This window comes from Bradyrhizobium sp. USDA 4354, from assembly GCF_054060315.1.
In genome coordinates, this window is record NZ_JBSSDC010000001.1 from 1,332,596 (window position 1) to 1,344,685 (window position 12,090).

The 12,090-nt window shown below is 64.9% G+C and carries 9 protein-coding genes and 1 pseudogene; 2 read left to right on the forward strand and 8 right to left on the reverse strand.

The window, feature by feature from the left end; genetic code table 11:
• Positions 1-83: 83 nt before the first annotated feature.
• From ACVIIV_RS06280 to ACVIIV_RS06310, 7 genes and pseudogenes are all read right to left on the reverse strand, one after another.
• On the reverse strand, positions 84-1,760 hold the full coding sequence (locus ACVIIV_RS06280; RefSeq protein WP_456743426.1) for a methyl-accepting chemotaxis protein: 1,677 nt from the start codon (positions 1,758-1,760) through the stop codon (positions 84-86).
• Positions 1,761-2,159: 399 nt separating this feature from the next.
• Positions 2,160-2,969 carry a hypothetical protein gene (locus ACVIIV_RS06285; protein ID WP_456743427.1) on the reverse strand — a complete coding sequence of 270 codons (810 nt, stop codon included), beginning with the start codon at positions 2,967-2,969 and terminating at the stop codon, positions 2,160-2,162.
• 198 nt (positions 2,970-3,167) lie between these two features.
• The gene (locus ACVIIV_RS06290) at positions 3,168-3,677 is read right to left on the reverse strand and encodes an OsmC family protein (RefSeq protein ID WP_456743428.1); all 510 of its coding nucleotides are present in this window, start codon (positions 3,675-3,677) and stop codon (positions 3,168-3,170) included.
• A 55-nt stretch (positions 3,678-3,732) separates the two neighbouring features.
• Positions 3,733-4,518: an ABC transporter ATP-binding protein gene (locus tag ACVIIV_RS06295; RefSeq protein ID WP_456743429.1), complete on the reverse strand. Its 786-nt coding sequence runs from the start codon at positions 4,516-4,518 to the stop codon at positions 3,733-3,735.
• 4 nt (positions 4,519-4,522) lie between these two features.
• Positions 4,523-5,368, reverse strand: a pseudogene (locus ACVIIV_RS06300) (ABC transporter permease).
• Between the two features lie 373 nt (positions 5,369-5,741).
• On the reverse strand, positions 5,742-6,788 hold the full coding sequence (locus ACVIIV_RS06305) for an IS110 family RNA-guided transposase (protein ID WP_456743055.1): 1,047 nt from the start codon (positions 6,786-6,788) through the stop codon (positions 5,742-5,744).
• A gap of 214 nt (positions 6,789-7,002) precedes the next feature.
• The gene (locus tag ACVIIV_RS06310; RefSeq protein ID WP_456743430.1) at positions 7,003-7,974 is read right to left on the reverse strand and encodes an aliphatic sulfonate ABC transporter substrate-binding protein; all 972 of its coding nucleotides are present in this window, start codon (positions 7,972-7,974) and stop codon (positions 7,003-7,005) included.
• A gap of 188 nt (positions 7,975-8,162) precedes the next feature.
• On the opposite strand from ACVIIV_RS06310, the gene ACVIIV_RS06315 reads away from it, so the two are divergent.
• Complete coding sequence (locus tag ACVIIV_RS06315) at positions 8,163-10,952, forward strand: [protein-PII] uridylyltransferase (RefSeq protein ID WP_456743431.1); 2,790 nt, start codon at positions 8,163-8,165, stop codon at positions 10,950-10,952.
• Positions 10,953-11,033: 81 nt separating this feature from the next.
• On the opposite strand, the gene ACVIIV_RS06320 is transcribed toward ACVIIV_RS06315, so the two are convergent.
• Positions 11,034-11,579, reverse strand: coding sequence for a methylated-DNA--[protein]-cysteine S-methyltransferase (locus ACVIIV_RS06320; protein WP_456743432.1), 546 nt, complete (start codon positions 11,577-11,579; stop codon positions 11,034-11,036).
• A gap of 82 nt (positions 11,580-11,661) precedes the next feature.
• On the opposite strand from ACVIIV_RS06320, the gene ACVIIV_RS06325 reads away from it, so the two are divergent.
• On the forward strand, positions 11,662-12,018 hold the full coding sequence (locus ACVIIV_RS06325) for a DUF1304 domain-containing protein (RefSeq protein WP_456748672.1): 357 nt from the start codon (positions 11,662-11,664) through the stop codon (positions 12,016-12,018).
• The last annotated feature ends 72 nt before the right edge of the window (positions 12,019-12,090 follow it).

Below are 12,090 nucleotides of genomic sequence, written 5' to 3' on the forward strand. Positions count from 1 at the left end.
CCCACCATGCAAATGCGAATTCGCGGAAGGATGGTGGGCACGGCGCGCGAAGTGCGCGCCTTTGCCCACCCTACGAGTCCTGGCTACGCCCTCGCTGCGATCGCCGCGGCTTCCGCGGCCGCGCGCTGCATGCTGGTCGACATCTCGTTCGTCACCGTGCTCTGCTCCTCGATCGCCGCGGCGGTCGAGGTGACGTACTCGCTGACATTGTTGATTGCCTGCTTGATCGAGCTGAGCGCGTTGACGACGTCGCCGGAAATGCTGTTGAGGCTGCCGATCTCCTCGCCGATCTTGTCGGTTGCCTGCTTGGCCTGGTTGGCGAGGCTCTTGACTTCGGAAGCGACCACCGCGAAGCCGCGGCCGGCCTCGCCTGCGCGGGCCGATTCGATCGTGGCGTTGAGCGCGAGCAGGTTGATCTGTCCGGTGATGCTGTTGATCATCTCGACGATGCCGCTCATCGCCTGCGCGGCCTCGGTGAGGCGCTGCGCCTGGGCGTCGGCGGCGGCGACCTGATCCACCGCGCTCATCGCGGTCTCGCGCGACTTTGTCATCGCCTCGGAGATCTCCCGCACCGAGGCGTTGAGCTCCTCCGAGCCGGCGGCAACCGATTCCATCATGCCGCGGACGCGCTCGTTGCCCATGCGAACCAGCACCTGCCGCGTGGTGTCGGTGGCGTATTTCACGACCTTGAACGGCTTGCCGTTGAGATCGAGGATCGGGTTGTACGAGGCCTGGATGTAGACCTCCTTGCCACCCTTGCCGATGCGCTTGTACTCGGCCGCCTGGTACTGGCCGCGGTTGAGCGCGGCCCAGAACTCGCGATAGGCGGCGCCGTCGCGCTCGGCGGGCTCGACGAACATGCTGTGATGATGGTCCGTGATCTCGGCCAGCGAGTAGCCGAGCGCGGCGAGGAAGTTCGCATTCGCGGTGATGATGGTGCCGTCCATGTTGAACTCGATCACGGCCTGGGCCTTGTCGATCGCGGCGATCTGGCCGGCGAGATCGGCATTCTTCAGCTTCTCCGCGGTGATGTCGGTTGCGAACTTGACGACGCCGAACGGCTTGCCGGTCTCGTCGAGCAGCGGATTGTAGGAGGCGAGGATCCAGACCTCGCGGCCACCCTTGCCGATGCGCTTGAACTCGCCTGCTTGGTAGTCGCCGCGGTTGAGCGCGGCCCAGAATTCGCGATAGTCCGGGCTGTTGCGCTCGGCCTCGGCTACGAACAGGCTGTGATGCTTTCCCTCGATCTCGGCCAGCGAATAGCCGAGCGCCCGGCAGAGATTCTCGTTGGCCGTGACGACGGTGCCGTCGAGCTTGAATTCGACGACGGCCTGGGCGCGGCTGATGGCGGCGATCTTGGAGGCTTCGGTCATGCCGCGAATTTTCTTCGCGGTGATGTCGGTCGCGATCTTCACGACCTTGACGGGCTTGCCGGCGTGGTCGAGCACCGGGTTGTACGACGCCTCGATCCAGACCTCGCGGCCTCCCTTGCCGATCCGCTTGAATTCGGCGGCCTGGGGCTCGCCGCGATTGAGCTGCGCCCAAAACGCCTTGTACGCGTCACCATCGCGCTGATCGGCCGGCATGAACATGGCGTGCTTCTTCCCCTTGATCTCGTCGAGGGAGTAGCCGAGCGCGTTGAGGAAGTTCTGGTTGGCCTTCAGGATCGTGCCGTCCATTGCGAACTCGATCACCGCTTGCGAACGACCAATGGCCGCGAGCATTGCGTCGGCATCGCCGCGGGACTTGCGACCAAACATCAGGAAATCTCCATCTCGAAATAGAGCCGAAGGGGGATATGCCCATCGGTATCAAGGAACTGACCTGCGGCAGCGCTGCCGTATTCCAAATCGGCGTCTCCCGCTGACCCGACGACTTGGATGCAGGTCCGTCAAAATTCGTACGGACAGCAACGGAAGCGAGTGCGTGGCCTAACTCTGTACGGAAAAAGCTCGAATAAAGTTCTAATTTTACTGTCGGGAATTCGACGGAGCGGATGACCCTGTCCGCGCGATGGGCGCCCGGAGCTCAGACCGGAACAGCAGACGGGACTTGAAATGATGCTTCTCATTCAACGGCTTGGGGAGACGCCTCGTCTTCGCGTGAGTCGCGTTTGCCGTATTGGCTTTTCGCGACGTCGGTCGCGCATATCCGTAGTCTCACGGCGTCGGCCGCGCCTTACGCACCGTGCGCCGGCCAATTCCCCACAGCGTCAGGTTCCAGACCACGCAGGTCCCGAGCGCGAGGCACAAGCCGACGGCGGAGCCGAACCACACGACTGCAACGTGCAGAACGGCGACGGCCATGCCAAATCCGAGCAGGCCCCAGGCGGAGTTGGCAAGCACAGCGGCGGTCGGCGGTCCACCGATGCGCGGATGCAGGATCAGCATGATGCTGGAGAACACCACTGGATACAGCGCGATGATGCCGCTGATGCGAGGGCCGACCCAACTCGACGTCGAGACCACGATGGCGACGAGGGTCGCAACCAGCGCAGCGCGCATCGGCACGTCGTACCAGCGGCGCGTCACCAGCGGCATCTTCACATGGCGATAGCCCGCGAGGAGCGGAATGCAGGTGCCGAACGCGATCAGATTGGCGGCAAGCCCCGCCGTGAGCGACCAGTCGAACTGGCGGATGATCGACGCAAGCACGATCCACACCGCGATAGCGCTTGCACAACTCAAGACGAAACCGTGCCGCTGCGACAGCACGACATAAGTGAGGCACATGAAGATCGTCGCCGCATTGACCGGCAAGCTCGCCAACGCGCCCTGCGCGATGAAGGCGGCGTCGTGGTCGATCGCGAGGAAGACGTAGGACGGACCGGCCGAGACCGGCAGGGTCGCGATCAGCGCGCCGATCACCGGGCCGGAGCGTTCGGTGATGATCGACGCCGTCACCACGAACGCCGCCGCGATCGCCATGCGCAAGAGCAGGAAGAGGAGAAAGTGGAGATCGAGGGACATTTCGGCTTCTTACCCTCCCCTGGAGGGGGAGGGTCGGCTCATATGGAGCGCAGCGGAGTATGAGACGGGGTGGGGTGACAGTCTCTCGACGGATACGGTGCCCGAGTGGAGAGATCACCCCACCCCGCTCGCGCTACGCGCGATCGACCACGGGCGAGCTACGCTCGTCCCGGACCCCTCCAGGGGAGGGTAAGAGAGTCACATCCGCTGCATCGATACCGAGACCTTCGGGCCGTTCTTGATGGTCTGGTAGACCACGCAATAGCGCTCGGTCAGCTTGAGCAGGAGATCGAGCTTGTCCTGCGGCGCGTCGGTGTCGACCTCGAAGCGCAGCCGAATCTCGGCGAATCCGACCGGGGTCTCCTTGTCGACACCGAGCGTGCCGCGGAAGTCGAGGTCGCCCTCGGCGTAGACGTTGCCAGTCTTGAGCGGCACCTCGATCGCGGTCGCGACCGACTTCAGTGTGACGCCGGCACAGGCGACCAGGGCTTCGAGCAGCATGTCGCCGGAGCAAAGCTCGAGGCCGGAGCCGCCGGTGGCGGGGTGCAGACCAGCCATCGCGATGGCGCGGCCGGTCTCGACCTTGCAGGCGATGCCTTCGCTATCGGTGGAGCCGTTGGCCTTCAGCGTGATCAGCGCGGCCTTGGGATCGGTCTTGTAGCGCTCCTTGATCGGGGCTTGCATCTGGCGCAGTTGGGCAGCGTCCATTTTGTTCTCTCCCGGGACATGACGCCTGTCGATGTACCGGCTCGGGGCGAGATTGTCACCACCACATGGCTTGACCGGGACCCTGGGTTGCGTCGCGGTCGGGCACGCTGCGGTCGAGCGAACGGTCGAGTGACGTCAGCACACCGCGCTTGAAATTCTCGAACAGCTGCGAATTGCGGTCGCGCGGCCGGCCGAGATTGATCTCGATCTGATCGAACAGCCGCCCTGGTCGCGGCCGCATCACCAGCACACGGTCGGCCAGCACCACGGCCTCGTCGACGTCATGGGTGACGAGGATGAGCGTCGGCCGCGTATCAGCCCAGAGGTCGAGCAGATGATCCTGGAGGTCGCGGCGGGTGAAGGCGTCGAGCGCGGAGAACGGCTCGTCGAGCAGCAGCACCTCCGGCTGCGGCACCAGCGCCCGCGCGATCGCAACCCGCTGTGCCTGGCCGCCGGAGAGCTCGCGCGGCCAGGCCTGCGCCTTGTCAGTGAGCCCGACGCGCTCGAGCGCACGCGCCACCTTCTCGCGCCGCTCGGCCACGGGCAGATCGGCAAGGCCGAAACCGATATTGTCGGCGACGCTGAGCCAGGGCAAGAGCCGCGGCTCCTGGAAGATGATGCCGATCTTGGCATGGGGCGAACTGATCGCCTCGCTGTCGAGCGTCACCGTGCCTGAGCTGGCGCGGTCGAGGCCGGCGATGGCGCGGAGCAATGTTGATTTGCCGCAGCCGGAGCCGCCGATGATGGCGATGATCTCGCCTTGCCTGATCTCGGCGGAGAAGCGCGCCAGCGCCTCAACGCCGTTGGGATAGGTCTTGCTGACCCGGTCGAGCGCCAGCATCGCCTCAAGCTCCCTTTGCCCGCCCGAAGGCGTCCTGCCAGCGCAGGAAGGGCGCGGCGGCGACCTCGATCAGCCAATCCGTGAGCTTGCCGAGGATGGCGAAGATCACGATCGCGGCCAGGATCTGCGCGGGCTTGCCGAGCTGCTGGCCGTCGAGCAGGAGATAGCCGAGGCCTTCGGAGGCGCCGATCAATTCGGCTGCGACCACGAACATCCAGCCCAGGCCAAGACCGACGCGCAGGGACACGACATAGGCCGGCAGCACCGCGGGCAACAGGATGCGGCGAATCATGGCGAATCCCGAGAGGCGAAAGGTGCGTCCGACCTCGACGATCTTGCGATCGACCGAGAGGATCGCGCCCATGACGCCGAGATAGACCGGGAAGAACACGCCAACCGCGATCAGCGCGACCTTCGAGGTCTCGAAGATGCCGAGCCAGAGGATGAACAGCGGCACCCAGGCGAGCGAGGGGATCGCGCGCAAGGCCTGCACGGTCGGATCGAGCAGCCGGCGCGCCAGCGACCAGTAACCGGAGATGGCGCCGAGCAGCGTGCCTGCGATGACGCCGAACGCAAACCCGAGGCCGACGCGCCACAGCGTCGCAGTGATGTGACGGATCAGTTCGCCGGAGTGGGCGAGGTCAGCGATCGTGGTGAAGATGCGCGAGGGCGGCGGCACCAGGCGCCCGTTGGACCAGCCGAGCCAGACCACGAGTTCTCAACCCAGCGCGAGTGTCAGCGGCAGCAGCAGCCCCAGCACCGGCCGCGCATAGCGCGACAGCCGCGAAGGCGCGGCGGCGCTCTCGGCCATATCGGAGGATTGTTGCAGGACTGGCGCGTCGGAGATCATGGCCGGTAGGAAGCGCGTCTGGGGTGGGATTGCAACACTGTTGCTAGGCTATCAGGTGTCGTCCCGGACAAGCGCGCCTTAAGCGCGCGCCGATCCGGGACCCATATGTGGACGGCCCCCGTGGCACAAGAGCTTTGTGAAGGTTTTGATCGGATCGCTTGCATCCATATGTCCGGCCTGTTGGTTCGGCGTGTGAGACCGCTGGCCAAGATGGTTTCCGCGACACGAGCTCGAATCAACCACGCGACCTTGATCGGCCAATGGGTCCCACGGATTTGCTCGCATCATCGGTCGATCGATCGCACCATCTCCTCTGCTCTTGCAGCTCCGGTTCGGCCGGTGGGTGAACCCGCCGGTCGGCCGAATCTCTCAACTACGCGGCGGCTGCCGTTTGGTCGGCTCGGGCATCCAGCCGCGCGCTGTCATATTCCTGTCCAGTCGTCATCAGCTTCCAGGCGATGCGGGCCATCTTGTTGGCGAGTGCCACCGCAGCAAGCTTCGGTGTCTTGCGCTTCAAGAGCTCGACGAGCCAATGCGGGCCAGAGCCTTTCGCTGTCGCTTGCTTGACCACCGAGGTCGCTCCGACCACCAGCAGCTGACGCAATCTCTCATCGCCGGCGCGGGTAATCTTGCCGAGCCTGGTCTTGCCGGCGGTGGAATGGTCCTTTGGGGTCAGACCGAGCCAGGCTGCGAACAGCCGGCCCGAGCGGAAGGCGTGCGGATCTGGCGCCTTCATGACCAGCGCTGCGGCGGTGACCGGACCAATCCCCGGGATCTGCGCTAGGCGCCGGCTCAAGGCATCGGCGCGATGCCAGGCCAGCAGCTTGGCCTCGACCGCCTTCAGCTCGACTTGCACCTGGTCATATTGGCGAGCGAGCAACGCAAACAGCTCGCGAGCCAGCGCTGGAACGCGATCGTCCTGTTTGATCGCCGCCAGGAACGCAGCGAGCTTGTCCAGCCCCTTGGCTGCGATCAAACCGAACTCCGCCGCATGACCGCGGATCGTATTGGAGAGCTGGGTGCGACGCGCGACCAATTGCTCGCGTACGCCCAGCAGCATCAGCGCTGCCTGCTGTTCGGCCGTCTTCACCGGAACATAGCGCATCCGCGGCCGGCTCGCCGCCTCACACAGTCCCTCCGCATCGCGCCCGTCGTTCTTGTTGCGCGGCACGTACGGCTTGACCAGTTGCGGCGCGATCAGCTTGACCGTGTGCCCGAGCCTGCCAAGCTCCCGCGCCAGGTAGTGCGCGGCCCCGCAAGCCTCGATCACAATCACCGTCGGCGGCAGCTTGGCAAAGAACTCCAGCATCGCCTTGCGGCTGAGCCGTTTGCGCAGCACCATCTGCTCTGACGCATCAACGCCATGGAGTTGAAAAATATACTTCGACGTATCCATCCCAATGCGGATAATCTGGCTCACGGACGGCTCCTGTGAATGAGTGTGTGACAACCTCATTCTGGCACAACTGATGCCGTAGGGGGCCGTCCACACCATCAACCACAGGAAGGTGTGGTTACGAGGACTCGGAGTGACCGCTCGCGCAACAACCACGCCCATGGGTCCCGGGTCTGCGCTTACGCTTGCCCGGGACGACGGCGGAGGTTGTTGCGCGCGTGTGCCTCTTCCACGCAGATCAATTCGTTGGCAGCGGGACCTGGTCGTCGACCAGGGCGTCCAGCGTCGCCTTGACGTCGACCTTGGCATCGACGACGCCGGCTTGCTGGAGCGCGAGACCGGCGGCGAGGATCGACTCGCGCTGGGGCGCGCCGATGCGGCTGTGGGTGAGCTCGGTGCGCTCCTTGAGCTGCTTGTCGACGACAGGCTCGGGAAGTTTTGTGACGGCGATGAAGGTCTTCTTCAGCTCGTCGTAATTCGCCAGCGAATATTTGCGCGCTTCCTCGTAAACCGCGAGGACGCGGCGAGCGATGTCGGGATAGTCCTTCAAGAACTGCTCGCGCACATTGAGGACACCCCAGGTGTTGGCGTCGGCCTTGCGATAGAACAGTTTTGAGCCTTCCTCGACTTCGGCCTGCGCCATCATGGGATCGAGCCCGGCCCAGGCATCGACGTCGCCGCGGATCAGCGCGGTCTTGCCGTCGGCATGCTGGAGCAGCACCGGCGTGATGTCCTTTTCAGTGAGGCCGGCGCTGAGCAGCGCGCGCACCAGGAAGATGTGCGGGTCGGTGCCGCGCGTCACCGCGACGCGCTTGCCCTTGAGATCGGCAACGCCAGCGATCTTGGAGTCCTTGCCGGTCACCAGCGCGGTCCATTCGGGACGCGAATAGACATAGATCGACTTGATCGGGTTGCCGTTGATGCGGGCGACCAGCGCCGCCGAGCCCGCGGTCGAGCCGAAATCGATCGAGCCGGCGTTGAGGAATTCGAGCGCCTTGTTGGAGCCGGCCGACTGCACCCAGGTGACCGTGATACCGTCCTTGGCGAACTCCTTCTCCAGGAGCCCCTTCTGCTTCAGGACCAGCGACACCGGATTGTAGGTCGCCCAGTCGATGCGGATTTCCTTGAGCGGGTCCGCCGCCTTGGCCGCGGGGGTCAATGCGAGCGCCACAACCCCCGCCAGAAGAATACGTCGTGCAATCCCAGCCATGCTCAGCCTCCTGAAAAACTTCATTGTTTTTCAATGAGTTATATCTAGAGGTCAACGAGAAAATCCGCCCCCCGAAAGCGCGCCGGCCGAGAACAGATTTGCCCCAGGCCGCGCCTTTCCAGCATGGAACGCCTATTGCCAGAGAATGGCGGGTGACAGCGCCTGTCACCTCTTATATCCGGTGAGACATGGACAGCGTCGCGACTGAGCAGAAGCCACAGGTGGACGAGCGCTTCGATACCGCGCGGATCACCGCCGCGGTCGATGCCCTTGCCGAGAAGCACGAGGGGCGCGAGGACGCGTTCCGCACGGCGATGGCGCAACTGCTCAAGGCAGAGCTGATCGCGGCGCGCGCCGCAGCCCAGGCGATCCTCCTGAAGGACCGCCACGGCCGCCGCTGCGCCGAGCGGCTGTGCCACGTGCAGGACGAGATCATCCGCATCCTGTATTCGGCCGCGACCCGTCATCTCTACCGCTCGCCGATCCCGAGCGGCGCCGAGCGCATGGCGGTCGTGGCGACCGGCGGCTACGGCCGCGGCCTGATGGCGCCGGAATCGGACATCGATCTGCTCTTCATCCTGCCCTACAAGCAGACCGCTTGGGGCGAGCAGGTCGCCGAAGCGATCCTCTATTGCCTCTGGGACATGGGGCTGAAGGTCGGTCACGCCACGCGCTCGGTCGACGAATCGATCCGGCAGGCGCGCGGCGACATGACGATCCGCACAGCGATCCTGGAGACGCGCTTCCTCACCGGCGACAAGCCGCTCTATGAGGAGCTGGTGGAGCGCTTCGACAAGGAAGTCGTGCAGGGCACCGCGTCGGAATTCGTCACCGCAAAGCTCGCCGAGCGCGAGGAACGGCACCGCCGCGGCGGCCAGTCGCGCTATCTGGTCGAGCCCAACGTCAAGGACGGCAAGGGCGCCTTGCGCGACCTGCACACGCTGTTCTGGATCGCCAAATACGTCTACCGCGTGCGCGATACCCACGAGCTGGTCGGGCGCGGCGTGTTCGACGCGCAGGAATATCGCAGCTTCCGCCGCTGCGCCGATTTTCTCTGGTCGGTACGCTGCAATCTGCATTTTTATTGCAACCGCGCCGAAGAGCGCCTCTCCTTCGACCTCCAGCGCGAGATCGCGATACGGCTCGGCTACACCTCGCATCCCGGCATGCAGGACGTCGAGCGCTTCATGAAGCACTACTTCCTGGTCGCCAAGGAAGTCGGCAACCTCACGGCCATCCTCTGCGCCAAGCTCGAGGACCAGCAGGCCAAGCCCGCCCCGGTGCTGAGCCGGATGATGGCGCGGTTGCGACCGAGCGCGGTGAAGCGGCGTGTCCCTGACAGCGACGACTTCATCGTCGACAACAACCGCATCAACGTCGCCGCGCCCGACGTGTTCAAGCACGACCCGGTCAATCTGATCCGCATCTTCCGCCTCGCGCAGAAGAACAACCTCGCCTTCCATCCCGACGCGATGCGCGACGTGACGCGCTCGCTCGGCCTGATCAACGCGGGCTTGCGCGAAAATCCCGAGGCGAACCGGCTGTTCATGGAGATCCTGACCTCCGACAACGCGGAGATCGTGCTGCGGCGGATGAACGAGACCGGCGTGCTCGGCCATTTCATCCGCGCCTTCGGCAAGATCGTCTCGATGATGCAGTTCAATATGTATCATCACTACACCGTCGACGAGCACCTGATCCGGTGCATCGGCTTCCTCCAGGACATCGAGCGCGGCGGCATCGAGGAGTTCGCCCTCGCCAGCGACCTCATGCGCAAGACCCGGCCCGAGCACCGCGCGGTGATCTACATCGCAACGCTGCTGCACGACGTCGCCAAGGGCCGGCCGGAGGATCACTCGGTCGCCGGCGCCAAGGTGGCCCGTCGGCTCTGCCCGCGGCTCGGCTTCAGCCCGGCCGACACCGAGCTGGTGGCATGGCTGATCGAGGAGCACCTGACGATGTCCACGGTCGCGCAGTCGCGCGACCTTTCGGATCGCAAGACCATCGAGAATTTCGCCGCCGTGGTGCAGTCGGTCGAGCAGATGAAGCTCCTGACCATCCTGACCACGGCCGACATCCGCGGTGTCGGTCCCGGCGTCTGGAACGGCTGGAAGGCGCAGCTTTTGCGCTCGCTATATTATGAGACCGAGCCGGTGCTCACAGGCGGCTTCTCGGAAGTCGACCGCGGAAAACGCCTTGCGGCTGCGCACGCCGAATTCCGCATGGCCTTCGCCGAATGGCCGAAGGACGAGCTCGATGCCTATATCGGCCGGCATTATCCGGCCTATTGGCTCAAGGTCGAGCTGCCGCGCAAGATCCGCCACGCCCGCTTCGTCCGCTCCAGCGAGCAGGCCGGCCACAAGCTGGCGATCAATGTCGGCTTCGACGAGGTGCGCGGCGTCACCGAGCTCACGATTTTCGCGGCCGACCATCCCTGGCTGCTGTCGATCATCGCCGGCGCTTGTGCCTCGGCCGGCGCCAACATCGTCGACGCCCAGATCTACACCACGACCGACGGCCGCGCGCTCGACACGATCTCGATCTCTAGGGAATACGACCGCGACGAGGACGAGGGAAGGCGGGCCACGCGCATCGGCGAGATGATCGAGGACGTGCTGGAGGGCAAGCTGCGCCTGCCCGAGGCCGTGGCACGGCGCACCGTGCGCAGCAAGGCGAGGCCGTTCGTGATCGAGCCGGAAGTGACCATCAACAACCAGTGGTCCGACCGCTATACCGTGATCGAGGTCTCCGGCCTTGACCGGCCCGGCCTGCTCTACGAGCTGACCACGGCCATCTCCAAGCTCAATCTCAACATCGCCTCAGCCCATGTCGCGACCTTCGGCGAGCGCGCGCGCGACGTGTTCTACGTCACCGACCTCCTGGGCGCGCAGATCAACGCGCCGACGCGGCAGGCCGCGATCAAGAGCGCGTTGACCCATGTAATGGCGGGCGACAAGGCGGTGCAGCCGGCGGCGTGAGCGGACGGGCGCGCACCTCCCTCTATTTGTCATTCCGGGGCGCCGCACAGCGGCGCACCCGGAATGACGATGGGGAGAGACCTAGACCGCCACACCCTCGTGCCGCAGCAGCCACCGCTTGCGCTCCAGCCCGCCGCCGTACTTCACCAGCGAACCGTCCGCACCGATCAGGCGATGACACGGCAGCACCACGCTGATCGGGTTGGAGCCGTTGGCATGGCCGACGGCGCGAATCGCTTTGGGCATGCCGATCTTTGCGGCGAGTGCACCGTAGCTCAGCGTGGTGCCGGCAGGGATTTGCGCAAGCGCGGTCCAGACCTTTTGCTGGAACGGCGTGCCGGCAATGCGCCATGCGATGCTCGAGAGTTGGCCGAGATCGCCCTCGAAATAGCCGGAGAGTGCGGCTCGTATGGCTGCGGGCGCGGGTCGATCCGTCAGGTTCACGTTGCCGTAGTGCAGACGCAGGAGCCCGCGCATGCGCAGCTCGTAATCTTCCCAATCGAGCGCGCGCAACGCGCCCCCGGCATCCGTGACGAGCAGCGCGATCCCGATCGGCGTCGCCAGGCGATCGAGGCCGAAGCTGACAGGCGTTTTATTTGCCCGAGTGACCATTGCGGCACCATGCATCGAAACACTTCCTTCGCACTTGCCACGCCGGCCGTGCTAACGTCCACCCGAAAGCTGACGCTTGGGGGAGCTCACCTTGATCCTGATCGCCAATGTCCTGGTGGCGCTGGTCGCGGCGCTGCATGTCTTCTTCCTGGTCCTGGAGATGTTTCTCTGGGACAAACCGCTCGGCCTGAAGGTGTTTCGGAATTCGCCTGAGAAGGCCGCGATCACGAAAGTGCTGGCCGCCAATCAAGGCCTTTATAACGGCTTCCTCGCTGCCGGCCTGGTCTGGGGCCTCGTCCATGGCAACCTGGCCTTCGCGCTCCAGATCAAGGTGTTCTTCCTGCTCTGCGTGATCGTGGCCGGAGCCTATGGCGCGGCGACCGTCAGCACGCGGATTCTGATCGTGCAGGCGCTGCCGGCGGCCATCGCGCTGATGGCACTGTTTCTCGCCTGAAACGCTACGGCGCAGCGCCACGATCCTTGCGCGGCGGCGAACCTTGCTCCACAATCTTCGGCAGCGATGGCG